The sequence below is a fragment of the Bacillus marinisedimentorum genome, from assembly GCF_001644195.2.
GTDB lineage: Bacteria > Bacillota > Bacilli > Bacillales > Bacillaceae_O > Bacillus_BL > Bacillus_BL marinisedimentorum.
Genome location: NZ_LWBL02000010.1, coordinates 1 through 16,928 on the forward strand (window position 1 = coordinate 1; position 16,928 = coordinate 16,928).

A 16,928-nucleotide genomic window follows, 5' to 3' on the forward strand; every position below is an offset into this window, starting at 1 on the left:
AAGTCCGATTCCCGTGCCTATAATTAGAGCAAAAGCTACTTTACAGGCACTGACCGATGTCATTGCCTGTAATCTGTCAAATGAATAATATACTGTCTGGTTTTCACTTCATTTACTGTCCAATTCATTTACTGGCGCCAATTCTTTACAGACCCCGGGAACATGGTCAATTATCCACAAGCAGAAATTTTAAAATTTCCTTAACACCGAGAAAACGAGGGATCGTATGCCTGCAAGAACGAGAAGAAAAGGACCTTTTCAATTCATGCAATTCAGTGCAATCGGCGTGATGAATGCAGCTGTCGATATCGTGTCACTGAATATCCTCCTCTTCCTTTTTCCGACCAAAAACGATATTTTGCTGACAGTTTATAATACAACAGCTTATTCGCTCGCGGTATTGAACAGCTACTTTTTCAACTCACGGCTTACGTTCAAGCACGGGAAGCGGACCGGCGGCGTTAAGTGGAAGTTTGTGGCCCAGGCTCTTGTCAGCCTCGGCATCAGCAACCTTGTCTTCATCGGTTCAATCGAGTTGCTCGGTGCATACACCGGCTTGAGAATTTTTATTATCCATAACATATCAAAAGCACTGGCAATGCTGCTTTCCTTCTCCGCAAGTTTCTTTTTTATGAAGTATCTCGTCTTCACCAAACTGAAAAAGGAAGTATGAATTCATCAGGCTGCCGGCAATCACCGGCAGCCTGGCTGCTTTTATGGACCGCTGGCTTCTCCTTAACCCATTGGGCCGCCGGCATTCCCTGTCCATCTCCTGACAACTGCATCATTTTCTGCATCCCTTCGCCGCCGTTCATCCGCTTCAGGCCGCTCGCCCTCCCACTGCCGTTCGGGATGCGTTCTGTTTTGCTTCATGTCTTTCACTTTGATTAAGGCAAGAATGAGGATGACTGCTGACACAACGATATACGGGAGCAAATCCATCCTTTCTAACCTCCTCTCTCTGATATTGGCACACCATCAGCTGATGGCCGTCAGATCCTTTAAATTAAAATAGGTATTGTGCTGGATCACGTTAATTAATTCGAACTTCTTCTCTGAAGTAGGTTTTTTCGAACCCAGCTTATTTGGCTTGCTTTATACCGCTTTTATAGAAAATCCGCGAACCTGCAATTCCAATCAGCCCGAGTAAAATAAAGAGAAACGCCCGAATGGCAAGTGACAGATAGGCAAGATCGAAAAATACGAGTTTCGCAAGAGTGATAAACAGCAGGATGAGGCCAAACATCCGCACCAGTTTGTTATTCTGGAACACGCCAAAAATGATGACGCCTAATGCATATATTGCCCACGCAATGGAAACGGACATATACTGGATATTCAGCGTTGCTCCTGCTGTCAGTGCCTGTATGGCCAGTGTAATGAATGCCATGAATAACAGCAGTGCTGCGCCAAGGACGACCTGCTTCACCTGTTTTTTACTCTCTTCTTCAATTCCTTTCACCATGGAAACAAGCAGATAAGCACCAGCGGTTGACCCTGTCAGAACGAGCCAGTTCAAAAACTCAATTTGCCAGATTTCCCTAAAGGGATCATTAACGATAAAAGTGCCGCTTATTAGATAAATCAAGGCACCGACTGCCTGCTGAAGTTTTGACGAAGCTTTGATTCCAAGAAAAACCGCCACTAGTCCCTGGATGATCAAAACCGACAATATATTCTCCGCTTCAAACTTGTTTGTAAGGTAAAACAACAGTGCCATGGTAGCAGCAGATAAAGCGGCCGGAAGCCGTACCCTATCCTTTTGCAGGAAGTATACCGCCAGGCCGGCATACACGCCTAAAGCAGCAAGCATGACCATTTCATACTGCAGATCAGTTAATGTTAACTTCACCCAGGCAGATGTTAGGATAAAGCTTGCGAATACGGTGCCAAGCTGCCGCCTCTTCATAAACGGGATGAAAAGGAAAGCAGCCAATATTGCGGCATGCTGGATGATAACAGCAATGCCAAAAATGCTGTTATCAACCGGAGCAATGAAAATCACTCCGGCCGCCAGGGTCAAATGGAACAGCCCAAATGCCGAAAAATACAAATAAGTGAATTTCTCCTTCATTGCAAACAGCAGCAGCACAGTGTAAAAGACTGTTTCAAACACCACAAAATTGGTGACACTCGGCTCGCGGCTCTCCAATAAAAACGGAATCAAATAGCCGCCGGCCGCCGTTAAAATCGCGAGCGGCTCAGAACTGTATCTTACTGAAAGAAAAATGCCGAGCCCCACCCAGGCAAGGTTCAGAAGAAATGCAGGTATGGCGGGAACCATTCCATAAAGGGCATGCATGGCAAAGGTTGAAATTAGCAGCAGCACAACACTTCCGCTCAATAACACCTGGCCGAGGGCAGCCCGCTTTTTATTTATCTGCCTGTGTCCCAGATAAAGGAGTCCGCCTGCAGAAAGATAACCAAGCCCAACTTTGACCGGCGGATTGATAAAACCGTAATCAGATGCCGCCTTGAAAGCCCAGATGACCCCGATGAGCAGCACAAAAATGAAAATCCGGGGCAGCCAAACCTGGCCGATCATCCTTTCCCAGTCAATCGGTTCTCTTTCAATCCGGTCCTTTTTGTGTTTTAACAAATCCTCTTGTTGTCTTCCATGAATATCTTCTTCTCTTCCTTCCGCTTTTGTCATCACCGGGCTGCGGCCGCCCTTCTCTTCTTTTATGGCGTCCCGTTTCATTTCAAGAATGGTTCGTTTCAGGTCCACCGTTTCTTTCTGCAGTGAATTTACCCGCTTTTCCAATTCGGCTATTTTCTCCTGGTTCGTCATATTCCTGTCCCCTTTTTATTTATCCCTTACCGAACTAGTTCGATAGTCTGCTCCAGTATCCTTTTTGCGGATAAGAGTTTCTATCATGTCTATTCATCCGCATGACCAAGACAGCACCGCCTAAAGGGTAAATCCGATTAACCCAAAAGGAGTATTCCGTTTTCCCCTTTTAGTCTAACTTTGGTTTATTAATGTACTAAATATTCTGAATTTAATTGACGCATCACTTTCCGGCTGATTAAATTGTTTTAGAATTACCAGTTCGAACTACTCACCAATTAAATAAGAGGGGTGAACGGCGTGATAGGAAAATTAGGATTGCCGCTAATTGCAGTTGCGGTTTTATGTGCCCAGGTGTTCCAGGCGGCTCAAGTGACAACTGCGGCCGAAACTGGTTCATCTGGACCAGAAACAGGCCAGGCCATTGATGTTTTCGACCATACAGAAGAGACGTACTATGATATCAGATCAGCAGCCAGTGCTGTCTTCCCTGATGACAGCCGGCTCGATGCTGCAAAACAGGTTGTGGATACGGCTGGCGCCGGGACACGGATAACATGGAATACGGAGTTCGGCACACCGGCAATGATCATGAAAGACAAGGGCTATTTAACAGAGCCGTCTTCAGGTGAACCTGCTGAATTAGCCCGGCAATGGATAACAAATAACAGCGCACTCTATGGACTGTCAAAAGAAGAGATTTCCTCCCTGAAGGTGATAAAGGAATTTAAAATGCCCGGAACCGGCATGCATCCCGTCACCTTCCAGCAAACTGTGGACGGGATTGAATCGGCGTACGGCGGCCGTCTTATTGTAACGGTTACGAAAGACGGCCGGATCGCTTCTGTATCAGGGAATATCAACCCGGATGGCGGAACAGGCTTTACGGAAGGCTTTACACTCTCAGCAGCAGACGCATTGAAAAACGTACTCGCCGAGTACAAACCGGATGTGTCAATCGACATGCTGGCGGCTCTTAAAGATGAAGCGGGCTGGAAAGTCTTCGATGGAGGGAACGTGCTTCCGGCGGAACAGCGTGTCAAAAAGGCAGCCTTTTTCACATCAAATGAAATTCGGCCCGCGTTCAGGGTACTGTTCATTGAAGAGCTGAATAATGCCTCGGAAGTAATCATCGACGGCGCTACTGGTGAAAAACTGCTCGAACGGCCGCTTGTACAATATATGTTTGATCCTGAAGGACTCGTTTTCGAGAATTATCCAGATGCTGAAAAAGGCGGACATCAAACAGTGAAGTCATTCAGCGGCGACCCGCAGGCTTCCCCGGAAGGCTGGCTCCTGCCGGGACTTGACACCGGCTTTACGACAATCGGAAACAACGCGGATGCTTATGCAAACTGGTCGAATTTTCTCGTTCCTGAAGGTGCCGGACTAACACGGCCTGTCGATGCGTTCGGCAAGTTCAAATACAATTTTAAGAATGAATGGCAAAACACAAACGGCGCAACTGTTCCGCCTTCGTACGCAGAAGACGTACACAGCGCCACAGCGAATCTGTTCTACCATCATAACCTCTTCCACGATTACTTTTACAAACTGGGGTGGACGGAAGCTGCCGGCAACATGCAAGTTTCGAACTTTGGAAAAGGCGGTATGGAAGGTGATCCGATTCTCGGTCTTGTCCAGGCGGGAGCTGCTTCAGGCGGGGAGCCGACATATACCGGCCGCGACAATGCCTACATGCTGACGCTTCCAGACGGCATTCCAGGATGGAGCGGAATGTTCCTGTGGGAACCGATTGCAGGGGCATTTGAAGGTGAATATGCGGATGGCGATTATGATGCCGGCATCATTTATCATGAGTACTCCCATGCCCTTTCCCAGAGGCTGGTGGCAGGCGGTGAGTCGCTTAACAGCCATCAGTCCGGATCAATGGGTGAAGCATGGGGCGACTGGTTCGCCATGCATTATCTCGTGAAAAATGGATTGCAGGACCGCCCGATTGTCGGTGCTTATGTCACCGGGAATGACAACCGCGGCATCCGCAACTGGGCGCTCGATGACTCCCCGCTCGGCTTTGGGGATATCGGGTACGATTTGATCGGTCCCGAAGTCCATGCTGACGGAGAAATCTGGGCAGCCATTTTATGGCACATGCGCTCAGAACTCATCAACTCCTTCGGCAAATCTGAAGGTGAAAAAGCAGCCGAGCACCTCGTCATGGATGCAATGCCGATCTCTGCACCTAATCCGTCTATGGTCGATATGCGCAACGCCATTCTGGCAGCTGATATGATCAGGTACAGCGGCAAGCACTATGATACTCTGTGGAAAGCATTTGCACAGCGGGGACTCGGTCAGTCTGCATTCTCTGAAGGCGGGGATGATATTGACCCGCAGCCGGCCTTTGACCATCCGAATGACACATATAACAGCATGTTTGCCGGCAAGCTCGTCAATGCAGCTACAAACAAACCGATTCAAGGTGCAAGGATCATTGTCGGTCAATACGAAGCCCGCACAAGTGCTGCGGCGGTTACATCTACAGATGGAATGTTCGCTTTGCCTATGACCGAAGGTGAATACGATATTACAATCCAGGCACGGGGCTTCGGTTCTACAACTCTGGAAAACATGTCCTTCACATCCGGCAAAAAGAAACGGATGCGAATCACGCTTGAACCAAATGCCGCTTCTGCATTCAATGGTGCAGCAATTCACGGGATGAGCAGTGAATCCGAAAGCAACCCGGTTAAAAACTTGATCGATGATACCGAAGCCAGTGTGTACGCAACTTCAAAACAAGAAGAAGCGTTTACCGGTTCGGAAGTGACAGTGGCGCTTGCGGGTGACAAACCGGTCAGCCTCTCCCATATCCAGGTCAGTGCGTTTAAGGATGTAGAGAAAGGACGCTTCCAGACACTGAAGGACTTTACGATCGAGGCGTCTGTTGATGGAGAGACCTGGAACAAGGTGCTTGAAGGCAGCTTCAATGCCGCTAAACCGCGGCCCGGCTCTCCTGATCTCCACTATAAAAGGTTCGAGCTGGATCAGCCCGTCAACGCAAAATACTTGAAGCTGACCGCCCATAATACGCAAGACGACAACGGCGGCTACGTGCAAATCGCTGAATTGCAGGCATTTGCTGCCGGCAAGGCAAAAATGGAGCCGCTTAATCTTGAACCGGAAGAGCCTTTTACCGCAGAAGGAACCATCAAGGCTGGCAATCCGGGAACTGGTATCGGACTCATTGCCGGTGTGGATGATGCAACCCTCGGCGTCACCCAGACGGAGTTCACCGGCACTCAAAACCCTAAGCCTGCTTCGCAGGGAACGGACGGTTATGTCGTCACCCTTCCTGACGGATTCGGGGACGGCATCCATAATCTGAAAGTGGCTGGCCCTGGCAACGGTTCCTATGATTTTGACATTTTCTTCTACAATAGCAACTTCGAATATATCGGCAGCATTGCAACAACTGCAGCCGACGAATCAGGCGCCATTCCGGGCGGTACACGTTATGTGTATGTAGGCCTGTATTCAGGAAACAACGTCAACTTTACTTTGACTGCTTCGGCACCTTATTAAATATGAAACGGATCCCCTGTTATGCTGCAGGAGATCCGTTTCTTGCTTTCTATACACGCAAGCTTAGCTGCCGCTCTTCCATTTCGGTTTGTTTTTATCGCCTTCTGTCCTGCTGCTGTTTTTTCTTCTGCCGCTTGACGTGAATCAGCAGATACAGAGGTTTTCCTTTTCACGGCAGAACGTAACAACCTTCACTTATGGAAAATCCTTTTTAAAAACTTCAGTCCATCCAGTCTTCCGCCCATTTCTGAAATCCGGCCATGACTGACTCCAATGCTCTGCCCTTTTCGGTAAGTTTGTATTCGATCCTGACGGGCACCTCATGATATACCCGCCTTGTCACAACACCTTCAGCTTCCAGTTCCTTCAACCGCTCGGCGATCATTTTATCACTCAGATTCGGAATGATTGCCGCTATATCTTTAAACCGTTTCGGTCCGGATAACAATACGTGGATGATCAAGCCCGTCCATCTTTTGCCCAACAGTTGAAATGCAGCTTCAAATTTGGGGCACAACTGAAATTCCTCTTCCACATGCCGCACCTCATTTCATCTTCGTTGACAGTGTATCGCTATTATATCATAATGGAAATAATATCCTTACTTACGAATCGTAAGTTAATAAGTGAATTGCAGTTAAGGTGGTGTGTTTATTGAAACAGCGTCATATAAAAAAGGTGTGGGATGTCAGCCCCCGTCCGGGAATGGGGCCGCACCTGCAGGTAAGCCAGGTTATTCCGCCAGGAAGCTGGGAAGAATTTGATCCCTTCCTGCTGCTGAATGAAGACTGGTTCCGCCAGGGCACCTTCGATTTCCATCCCCATCGCGGCATTGAAACGGTCACCTATGTCATTGAAGGAAAGCTTAAACACGAAGACAATCATGGCGGTTCCGGAGTGCTTGCACCAGGTGATGTGCAATGGATGACTGCCGGGCGCGGCATCGTCCATTCAGAAGATCCACTGCCCGGTGAAACGGTACACAGCCTGCAGCTCTGGGTGAATTTGCCGTCTCATAAAAAAATGACAGAGCCACGGTATCAGGACTTGAGTTCTGGCGACATTCCGATCCGGGAAGAAGAAGGCGTGAACATCAGAGTCTTTTCTGGCACTTCGGGGGATATCGAATCCAGCACCCAAAACCATGTGCCGGTTACGTTCGTTGAGATGACAATTGAAAAGGGCGCTTCGGTCACCCAGCAGCTGCCGGGTGATTTCAACGGCTTCTTCTATATTCTTGAAGGCAGCGGCCGTTTCGGGCAAGATGAAATGCGGGCTGAAAAGAATCAAGCCTTACTGATGAACCTTCCAGATCAAGAAGGAGATACCGAAATCTCCATTCAAGCTGACGAGCCGATGCGCGTACTGCTGTACGCCGGTAAACCTGTGAAAGAAAAAGTCGTTGCACACGGGCCGTTTGTCATGAATACAGAAGACGAAATCAGGCAGGCGTTTGAAGATTACCGTTCAGGTAAGTTTTAATATATTTGGTTCCTGACCCCCGCTGCGCTAAAGTGGTGATGCAGCAGCGGGATCCCGCTTGCCCAACTCCAGATTTATACTAGCTACAAGTCATAAGAGACATAAGGAGCCCGCATAATGATTGCACAGTTAAAAGCATGGGCTAAACAGCTGAAAAAACAGATTTTCATTTTATATTTTGCTTACAAAGACAAGCGGACACCGTGGTTTGCCCGGCTGTTCACCACGCTGGTTGTTGCGTATGCCTTCAGCCCGATAGATTTGATCCCGGATTTCATTCCGGTGCTCGGCTACCTGGATGATATCCTCCTTGTTCCGACCGGCATTTATCTTGCTCTAAAAATGATTCCAGAACACGTTATTGCGGACTGTAGAGAACAAGCAGATGAGCTTATGGCCAAAGGCAAACCGAAGAACTGGATTGCAGGCACAATCATCATCCTGCTGTGGACACTGGTTCTAACTTGGCTTTTCATTGAGGCTTATCAAATATGGAATCGATAATAAAAAAAGAGCCATGCTTGCATGCATGACTCTGCTTAACTATTGATATTCCTCCAGCCTGATCCCTTTCTTTTTTGAAATATATTTTGGAATCAATGAGACGATGAACAGGATGATTCCTGCCAGTGCAAACTCGATCAATAGTTTTACAGAGACCCCTTCTTCCACGATTTGTCCTGCCATATACGCATATATAAATGCGGCAGGGGCCATAGTGATAAGAGAAATAACCGAATAGGTCAGAAACGGAATCTTCGTAAAACCATATGCATAGTTCTGTACATTATACGGAAAAACAGGAACGAGGCGGGTGAGAATCAGGAAGCTGATCCCGTTCTTCTCCACTCCTTCATCTATCTTATTAAAAATCGGATTCCCTTCAAATTTTTTAACAATCAATTCCCTTGCGGAATACCTGGCAATGAGAAATGCCGCCATGGCGCCCAGTGTAGCACCAAGCAATGAAAGGGTACCTCCTTTGATTGCGCCAAAGGTGATACCGGCGATAATCGTGAGAAGGGAACCCGGCAGCATGAACACGGCCACAGCTACAAAAACAAGAACAAATACAATATATCCGTAAAGGCCGAAGCCGTTAAACCAGTCCTGCATGGCCCGAACATCTTTCAATACACCCACAAGTCCGGTTTTCCAGGCGATTATAAAGGCTGCTGCGATCAGAGTGACCGCAGCCAAAAGTTTTATTGATTCTTTTTTCTTTGCTTGCTTACGGGAAGCCATGGTGATCATCCTCTGTCATTTTGTTTAAAACTTGCCGTTCTCAACTTTTGATTTGATGCCCTCATCACCCTGTTCATAAGAGTTATAGCTCCATTCGATCCATGAACCATCGTAGTTTTGCACACGCTCATATCCAAGCGCCTGTGTCAGCACCAGCCATGTATAGGCAGAGCGGACTCCCGATTGGCAATAGCTGATCACTTCCTTATTGGACTCAATGATTTCACCGTATAAGTCCTCAAGCTCTTCCTTCGACTTTAGCGTACCTTCTTCCGATGTGGCCTGTGAGTACTCAACCCATGTTGATCCCTTGATTTTTCCCGGACCATATGCACCTTTCTTCGTATCACTGCCGGATTCTTCACTTTCACTACGTGTATCCAGCAGATAAAATTCATCATTATTTTCTACAGCGGAAGCAACTTCATCAACATCCGCATTGAATGCCTCTTCATTGAAATCAGGAGCTTTGTATTCTGTTTTCGGGCGGTCACCCGGCTGGGCAGCTTCTGCCGTTTCATATCCTTCGCCAATCCATACGTTAATGCCGCCGTCCAGGAAACGGACATCTTTATGGCCGAGCATCTTCAACTGCCAGAACAGGCGGGCTGAATCATGTTGGTCGTTGGCTGCATAAGTGACAATTGTCGTATTTTTAGTCACCCCGAAGCTGCTTAGCATGTCTTCCATTTTTTCCTTTGGACTTGCCATTCCGCCGTATTCATGGCCTTCCGACCCCTGGTAGTCATCGCGCCATAAGACGAATGATCCTGGAATCGCTTTGTCTTTTGATTTCATCGCACCGATGACAACGACATCTTTACTTGCATCCTCTTGCAGTTTCTTCAGCTGTTCAGGCGTGATGAAAGATTCCGGATTCGAATATTCATTGATTTTCTCTTGCTGGGCACTGACGTTGACTTCCTGTGCCTTGATCCCTGTGAAATAATCATAGGTGAAAAAACCAATTACAAATACAGCAAGGGCTATAAGACTGGCTGCCACTTGTTTGTTCATCTTCTTACCTCCATTATTCATATTTGTTTAGTCGGTTTTAAAGCGTGGTTGCTTATTTCGAGTATGAATCCGAGGTGTTGCTGAATTGGAAAGTAAAGGTTGAGATTTGGACAGTAAACTCGGAGAAATGGACAGTAATGGTTTGGGTGCTGGTCAAAGAAGCCTGGCTGCGATGAATTTTTAGTGATTTATTCTATAAATGGAGCATTGTTTCGGCAGCGGAACTTTCTTCAAGCCATATGCCCGCGTTTTCACGCCAAAAGGTCCTGGATTCGTGCCACATACAGCAACTTTCACGCCAGATGTATCATTTACCTACTTGCTGCTGACGCTTTCATGCGGTATCTGTAAAAAATCACGCCAACACCTTGCCTTTTCACGCGAAACTCAGGTGAATTCACGCTAAACTCGATACTTTTCACGCCACAACCAAGGTTTCACGCCGTTCACCAAACATTTCACGCCATTCGGTGAACGTTTCGCGCCAAACCCGGCCGCTGACCCGCGCATCCAATCCACCCCTCCTCGCCAAACTACCGTCAATCCCTCTTCCATCGATAAGGCAGCTTCTGGATTGTCTCCGTCTCTTCAATTTCACTAACAGCTTTCAACATATCAATGACAATCTTCCGCTGCAGGTCATCCCGGCCGGCTGCGCCGAAACTTCGTCCAAGCGGGAATTTCAAGTGAAGTGCACGCGGCACTTTCACGCGTTCAGTCAGATCAGGCAAATGGCTGATCGACACGGTTGCAATTCCTTCCGCTTCTACTGCTCTTTGAATCAATCCCACGGATTGATGGCAAATATATCAGCCAGGCGATGCAAGCAGGACATCCACATCCGCTTTTTTCAGTTCTTCCAAAATGAGCGGTATGCTTTCCTGCTTCAATTTTTCCGTATCGGGAATGTAACCCATCATACCGAAGTGGACATCTGAAACCGAGCCGATAACTCCTTCGTTTTCAAGTTCGCGGAGGCGCTCGATCGGGAAAACGCAATTGACATCTTTCTCTGCGTCTTCCGTATCATAATGGGTGTGAGTGATCATTAAATCTTCCACATCGACCTTGCCTGGAATCAAATGGACCGTATTGTCGCCGGCGTCGACATCAAACGGCGTCTGTGTCTTCAAATGGACACCCGCCGTTGTCAGAAATGCAACATTCCACTCGTTTTCCGGTTTGTTCAGTAACGTGAGATCAGTGTCAGCTTTGACTTTTTTAATTTCTTTTTTTGCCATCATTTTATAGATCTGATGGGACAAAGGATTCTTACTCATCTCGTCTCCCCTTTCCATGATGAAGAAGGCGGCAATTTTGTCTACTTATTAATTTAATTAATTCCTATGAGTTTACTAAGTTTTAAAGCTAAAAAAATAGCCGCCTTCAATTTGCTTGCTGTTTAATGAGTATTTTCATTTTACCACGGAATTCTGAGAAATCAACCCTAGTTTTCTCATCGGAATTAAATACTTAACGTATGCTATGAATAAGGTGCACAATTTGTGCTCATTTCAATTATAAAAAGACTGCTTCAAAGCAGAAACATGCTTTTGCTTGGATCTAGCCGTCATTAAGAATGCGGTCAGCTTCCGCCAGCACATCCCCGATTTTCCGATCCTTGATGATCACATCACTGATCGGATCGAGAGGTGTCGGTTCCATATTGACGATGGCCAGTTTGGCGCCATTGTTTTTTGCCATTTCCGGAAAGAAGTTTGCCGGGCTTACCTGCAGGGACGAGCCAAGAACGATAAACAGTTCCGCTTTCTCTGTCTCTCTTTCCGCCTGAACAATCGCTTCTTCTGGCAGCATCTCACCAAACAGCACGACAGACGGCCTGATGAAGCCCCCGCAGCTGCAGGCCAAGTGGTCATCCTCCAGAAACGTGTAGCCTGGATATTCCTTGCCGCATGAATGGCAATGGCACTTCCGCAAGCTTCCGTGAAGTTCGGCCGCATCGGTGATACCGCTGGCCGCATGAAAACCGTCCACATTCTGGGTGATTACAGACTGGACCAGGCCGTCATCCGCCCACTTTTTTAAAATGTGATACCCTTCATGCGGCTTATACTTCTCCAACTGTTCCATTCGGCTGCGGTAGAAGGACACAAATGCTTCACGGTTATGTTCAATCGCCTCCGTTGTTGCCAATTCAAGCGGATTGACATCCTTCCACATGCCATTGGATGATGACCGAAAATCTGGCAGCCCCGACTCAGTGCTCATGCCGGCGCCTGTCAACACGACCGTGTAGTTGGATTCTTTAAGTAGAGATGCAAGCATGATTGATTCCTCCTCATTGCGGTTCATATCCGTGCCTGACCCCCGCTCTGTTAAAGTATTGCCGCACGGGGGTCAGGCACCGAAAATTGTCAGCCTTTTGCCACTGTTCACTGAAAAAACATTCGCCATCTTCCATCCTGATTTTTCCAGATAGAACTCCACAGCGTATTCCTCTTGCATGTTTCTTCCTTAACACGGTATGTAGTGACAATAACCCCTTCGGCGAGCGGATGAAATTCAAACTCTAAGAGGGTCATTTTCCATACGCCAAGGCCTTCTTCACCGATGCAATCAATTTTATACAATACATTCCCTGTGCTCCGAATTCAAAAAACTCATCGGCAAGCAATTTGTTCACTCTTTTTGGTGACTGTCTTACTTAAGCTGTCAGCAGCCGTTCTCCAGCTTCTCAATTTTTTCTTTAAGGAAAGCCAGGTTATCCATTTCCCGTCTCTCCAATTCTGTTTTCTTCCATAATACTATGATGAATGGTTCACTATCAGCAAAGGTGGAGTGGAATAAAGGTTCTGATATATTAAACCAGAAAGTTTTTCCACACAGGGAGGATATGCAATGAAACTGATAAATTGGGAATACTCCAGGCGTTACAACATCAAAGCCGTCTTTGACCTATTCCCCGGTTCACTCGTCATCTTCCGCCAAATACAGGATTACTATTTCGTATATATCGTCAACTGGTCGGAGCAGGACCCTGTGGTAGCAAAGAGTCACTTACTTGAAATGAAGCGCTTATTAAATGAAGAACTGGGTACGCTTGAGGAGTACAACAGAAGGAAAATCCACAAAGATGGATGCCAAATAAACAGCTGAGGCCGCCCGCTGTTACCGGGCTTTCCTCCCATCACTGCGGTGGGATTAGAGATCCCTTGTTTCGTAAAATGAATTTCGGAAATCTTTCCTGTCTTTCAAAAACAATTCATTCAGTCAATAGTTTAATTTTTTCCGCCCACCGTTCTTCTATTTTCCCTGATGACCATACCTTCACTTCCACACCCTCTGCCAGGTCCTGCAGCCGGCTCCCGTTTCCGGTTATTTCTGTACGTTTTCCATAACGGATGGCAGGGAAACTGTATTCAGCCTCTGGATCGATCTCGAGCGGAACGAGAACAAACTTCTCTCCATCCAAATCTGTTATTTTACCGTGATAGTCCGCTTTCAGAGAAAACCATGACAAAAAGCCGGCAGTCAAAATAAACGACATTATTAACAGTACGTACATGAGTAGTTTGATCTCTATCTTTATATGGTTTGTCATTTTATCACCTTTTTGTTAGAGAAAGTATATGAACCTCAGGCTTAATTCCAGATTACATGTGGTGTAAAAGGGAATAGTACGATTAGAGAAAAATAGAAGGAGGCGTCAATCTTGCAGGAATACAGAAAAAACAGCTTAACACTTGTTGGCGCCGTTGGACTCGGGACCGGGGTTATGATCAGTGCCGGTATTTTCGCACTCCTTGGCCAGGTCGCAGAGCTTTCCGGCGTCTGGTTTCCGCTTATTTTCCTGATAGGGAGTATCGTGACGGCATTCAGTTCTTACTCATATATCAAGATGAGTCAGGAATACCCTTCTGCCGGCGGCATCGGCATGTTTCTCGTAAAAGCATACGGCAAAGGAGTCATCACTGCTTCTGCGGCACTCATGATGGCGATTTCTATGGTCATTAACCAGAGTCTTGTAGCCAGGACATTCGGGACCTATACGTTACAGCTGTTTGATGGACAGCAGGCGGACTGGCTTGTGCCGCTTCTCGGTGTCATTTTGATTACAATAGCCTTTCTCGTTAACATTTCAGGGAATGAATTTATTCAAACGTTCACGTCTATCGCTTCTTTAATTAAAATACTTGGTCTCTCGGCTATGGCGATTGCAGGTATCTGGGCGGCAGACTTTTCTTTCAATCTGGCTGAGCCGGGAGCAAATCCGCCAGAACCAGGTATGGCAAGGTACATCGGGGCCGTTGCCCTTACAATTCTCGCTTTTAAAGGCTTTACCACAATTACAAACAGCGGAGCGGAAATCACGAAGCCAAAGAAGAATGTCGGCCGTGCTATTGCTTTTTCCATATTGATCAGCCTGATTGTTTACTTATTGCTTGCATGGGCAGTCTCAAGCAACCTGTCGATAACGGAGACAATCGAGGCAAAAAACTATGCGCTGGCTGAAGCAGCACGTCCTGCATTTGGAAGCACAGGCCTCTGGATGACCGTCATTCTGGCAATCATCGCGACGGTAACCGGCATTATTGCAAGTGTTTTTGCCGTATCACGCATGCTCGCCATGCTGACGGATATGAAACTGATCCCGCACAGCCACTTTGGCATGTCCGGGACAATCCAGCGGCATACCCTTGTGTATACAATCGTTCTGGCAATGGTTTTAACAATCTTTTTTGATCTGACACGCATCGCTTCAATGGGCGCCATCCTTTATCTGGTGATGGACATGATTATCCACTGGGGTGTGTTCAGAAACTTGCGTGATAAAGTTAACGCAAACCCTGTAATTGTGTTATCCGCACTGGCTCTGGATGGCATTGTTCTGGCTGCTTTCCTGTGGATCAAACTGCAGACAGATATTCTTATCGTGATAGTGTCAGTGGTTTTCATTGGACTGGTTTTCATCGCAGAATACGTTTTCTTAAAACATCAGACTCAATGAGTGTTCCCCTTCACTTGAAGGGGTCTTTTTACTGTTATCACCTCTACCTGGCCGTTTTCGGCTTATCCCCGTTTGGACCGCAGAAACAAAGTGCGGCGTGGAATCAACAAGCGTGATAACACAGCCAGACTAAAAAAGAATAAGAATCCAACATCGAATCTATATAGTAAGTAAGCAATGCTGAGATGGATTGGATATGCGATTGGAGGAATCGTTCATGAAGATGGACTTACACAGAAAAAACTTCAGGCCAACTGCAGAAATCAAATAAGCAGTCTGCATGAAAAGGATACGTATAAAGAGGCGTAACCGTTTTGATTTTACTCCTCCTCATTGTATTCGATTCTATCGTTTTAAGAGACAGCCTGTTCCCACTGCGCCACGAGCATATATTCAAAATTGAAGGATAGATTGAGCTGTTATTCACTGCCCGCCGCCCGTATACCGGTTATCCCCCATCATATAATTGGCATCTTCACCAGGCTTTTGATTGGGATTAATCGGTTGTTGTCCAGTGTTTTTGTTTCTCTTCCTTTTCCGATCTAAAAGGAAAGCAAATCCCAAAATACCGCCAATCATGATCCAAAGCCAGCCCATTCAACCACTTCCTTTTCAATCATTTTTATCGGCATAGATTTCAAATAACTTCCTCGGCAAACAAAATCCCCTCCGGAAATCAAACCGTTCCGTACGCAAATCACCATATGATGATCGGCTCCATTGCATGCTTATCAAAAAAAATACTCCCAATAATATACAAACGCTCCGAGACCACCTATTACCGTATAAGCCGCAGCCGTATAAAAACTGGCGGCTGCATGAAAGACACGCTCTCCTGCTTCCTGTTTCATCCCAGTTTGGGACTGGATTTGGAAATCAAGCTGACGGCTCGAAAACCCGCCGGATGAACTGAAAAAAATGAATAACAAAGACAGCAAGCAATCCTGTAAAGAATGCAAAATCAATAAAATGAGCATCAACCAATAAAGTGATTCCAATATTGACAGCCAGAAGAAACGAAAAAGTCCGTCCAATGCTTACAAGTTTTCGAATGATGGACCCCTCCTTCATTTGACCAGGCAGCCTGTTACTATTTATACGGAATTGGAAAAGAAAGGTTTCAGTTAGATTTAATTCAATTCAGCGGTTAGCCGGCCCTCAGCAAACAAGTTGACATATGACACGGTGTCACTTATCATTATCTTTTGTGACAGATTGTCACATTTTAAAATTGTTGGGAGACAAAGTGTATGCCGAAACCAACCTTTTATAACTTGAAGGAAGAAAAGAAGAAAACGTTGATAGAGGCAGCAAGGAAAGAGTTTGCCAGAGTGTCCCTGTATGAAGCCTCCATTTCAAATATCCTTAAGACTGCCGGCATCCCCAGAGGCAGCTTCTATCAATATTTCGAAGATAAGGAAGATGCCTTTTTCTATCTCCTGAATGAGCATGCACGGGAACGGCAGGAAAAGTTCATCTCGAAGCTGAAAAAATGGGACGGAGATCTGTTTGAGGCAACGATAGACCTGTTTCAATCATCGTTGGAAGATGCAAAACATCAAAATCAATTTATTAAACATGTCCTGCTCAACATGAATTATAAAATCGAACATGCATTGACCCGTTTTTTTGGCCGGGAGCCGTCTGGCGGAGGCTACAGTGAATTACTTCCTTTGTTAGATACCGAGATAATTGCCGTCTCAACAGAAGAAGAGCTATTCCATGCGATGCAGCTTATCATGGCTGTCACCTTCCATAACCTGGTCTACAGCATCGCGAATGAACTGACAACAGAAGATGCGATGCAAAAACACAGGCTTGAAATCAAAATGCTGAAAGCCGGCCTCAGTGAACAGCCCTGCTGATACACCTTTTATA

17 protein-coding genes are annotated in these 16,928 nt (G+C 46.5%); 8 read left to right on the plus strand and 9 right to left on the minus strand.

The features are described 5' to 3' along the window. The first annotated feature begins 226 nt into the window (after positions 1-226). Positions 227-673, plus strand: a complete 447-nt coding sequence (locus A4U59_RS02695; protein WP_066175745.1) for a GtrA family protein — start codon at positions 227-229, stop codon at positions 671-673. A 62-nt stretch (positions 674-735) separates the two neighbouring features. On the opposite strand, the gene A4U59_RS02700 is transcribed toward A4U59_RS02695, so the two are convergent. Both A4U59_RS02700 and A4U59_RS02705 read right to left on the minus strand, forming a co-directional pair. Then, the gene (locus A4U59_RS02700; RefSeq protein WP_066175747.1) at positions 736-942 is read right to left on the minus strand and encodes a hypothetical protein; all 207 of its coding nucleotides are present in this window, start codon (positions 940-942) and stop codon (positions 736-738) included. 139 nt (positions 943-1,081) lie between these two features. Then, positions 1,082-2,791 carry a DUF2339 domain-containing protein gene (locus tag A4U59_RS02705; protein WP_066175755.1) on the minus strand — a complete coding sequence of 570 codons (1,710 nt, stop codon included), beginning with the start codon at positions 2,789-2,791 and terminating at the stop codon, positions 1,082-1,084. A gap of 300 nt (positions 2,792-3,091) precedes the next feature. On the opposite strand from A4U59_RS02705, the gene A4U59_RS02710 reads away from it, so the two are divergent. Continuing rightward, complete coding sequence (locus A4U59_RS02710; RefSeq protein WP_245680480.1) at positions 3,092-6,337, plus strand: M36 family metallopeptidase; 3,246 nt, start codon at positions 3,092-3,094, stop codon at positions 6,335-6,337. 220 nt (positions 6,338-6,557) lie between these two features. On the opposite strand, the gene A4U59_RS02715 is transcribed toward A4U59_RS02710, so the two are convergent. After that, positions 6,558-6,881, minus strand: coding sequence for a winged helix-turn-helix transcriptional regulator (locus A4U59_RS02715; RefSeq protein WP_083270617.1), 324 nt, complete (start codon positions 6,879-6,881; stop codon positions 6,558-6,560). A gap of 161 nt (positions 6,882-7,042) precedes the next feature. On the opposite strand from A4U59_RS02715, the gene A4U59_RS02720 reads away from it, so the two are divergent. After that, positions 7,043-7,819, plus strand: coding sequence for a pirin family protein (locus A4U59_RS02720; RefSeq protein ID WP_066175863.1), 777 nt, complete (start codon positions 7,043-7,045; stop codon positions 7,817-7,819). 117 nt (positions 7,820-7,936) lie between these two features. Beyond that, the gene (locus A4U59_RS02725) at positions 7,937-8,323 is read left to right on the plus strand and encodes a YkvA family protein (RefSeq protein ID WP_066175760.1); all 387 of its coding nucleotides are present in this window, start codon (positions 7,937-7,939) and stop codon (positions 8,321-8,323) included. A 39-nt stretch (positions 8,324-8,362) separates the two neighbouring features. Here A4U59_RS02725 and A4U59_RS02730 read toward each other — a convergent pair whose 3' ends face one another. The 4 genes from A4U59_RS02730 to A4U59_RS02750 form a co-directional block, all read right to left on the minus strand. Further along, positions 8,363-9,064: a TVP38/TMEM64 family protein gene (locus A4U59_RS02730; RefSeq protein WP_066175763.1), complete on the minus strand. Its 702-nt coding sequence runs from the start codon at positions 9,062-9,064 to the stop codon at positions 8,363-8,365. A 24-nt stretch (positions 9,065-9,088) separates the two neighbouring features. Next, complete coding sequence (locus A4U59_RS02735) at positions 9,089-10,081, minus strand: sulfurtransferase (RefSeq protein ID WP_066175765.1); 993 nt, start codon at positions 10,079-10,081, stop codon at positions 9,089-9,091. Positions 10,082-10,620: 539 nt separating this feature from the next. Then, positions 10,621-11,325, minus strand: coding sequence for a glycine/sarcosine/betaine reductase selenoprotein B family protein (locus A4U59_RS22165; RefSeq protein ID WP_425388871.1), 705 nt, complete (start codon positions 11,323-11,325; stop codon positions 10,621-10,623). 319 nt (positions 11,326-11,644) lie between these two features. After that, a complete protein-coding gene (locus tag A4U59_RS02750; protein WP_066175773.1) occupies positions 11,645-12,367 on the minus strand; it encodes an NAD-dependent deacylase in 723 nt (240 codons plus the stop codon). Positions 12,368-12,940: 573 nt separating this feature from the next. Here A4U59_RS02750 and A4U59_RS02755 point away from each other — a divergent pair. Continuing rightward, on the plus strand, positions 12,941-13,198 hold the full coding sequence (locus A4U59_RS02755; RefSeq protein ID WP_066175776.1) for a hypothetical protein: 258 nt from the start codon (positions 12,941-12,943) through the stop codon (positions 13,196-13,198). 106 nt (positions 13,199-13,304) lie between these two features. Here A4U59_RS02755 and A4U59_RS02760 read toward each other — a convergent pair whose 3' ends face one another. Further along, entirely contained in the window at positions 13,305-13,643 is a 339-nt protein-coding gene (locus tag A4U59_RS02760) for a hypothetical protein (RefSeq protein WP_066175780.1), read from the minus strand. A gap of 111 nt (positions 13,644-13,754) precedes the next feature. On the opposite strand from A4U59_RS02760, the gene A4U59_RS02765 reads away from it, so the two are divergent. Together A4U59_RS02765 and A4U59_RS22325 are read left to right on the plus strand one after the other, a co-directional pair. Next, positions 13,755-15,050, plus strand: a complete 1,296-nt coding sequence (locus tag A4U59_RS02765; RefSeq protein ID WP_066175783.1) for an APC family permease — start codon at positions 13,755-13,757, stop codon at positions 15,048-15,050. A 177-nt stretch (positions 15,051-15,227) separates the two neighbouring features. Further along, entirely contained in the window at positions 15,228-15,359 is a 132-nt protein-coding gene (locus tag A4U59_RS22325; RefSeq protein ID WP_281183305.1) for a hypothetical protein, read from the plus strand. A 114-nt stretch (positions 15,360-15,473) separates the two neighbouring features. Here A4U59_RS22325 and A4U59_RS21610 read toward each other — a convergent pair whose 3' ends face one another. Continuing rightward, positions 15,474-15,647, minus strand: a complete 174-nt coding sequence (locus tag A4U59_RS21610; protein ID WP_169823895.1) for a hypothetical protein — start codon at positions 15,645-15,647, stop codon at positions 15,474-15,476. Between the two features lie 653 nt (positions 15,648-16,300). On the opposite strand from A4U59_RS21610, the gene A4U59_RS02775 reads away from it, so the two are divergent. After that, a complete protein-coding gene (locus A4U59_RS02775) occupies positions 16,301-16,915 on the plus strand; it encodes a TetR/AcrR family transcriptional regulator (protein ID WP_066175789.1) in 615 nt (204 codons plus the stop codon). Positions 16,916-16,928: the final 13 nt, after the last annotated feature.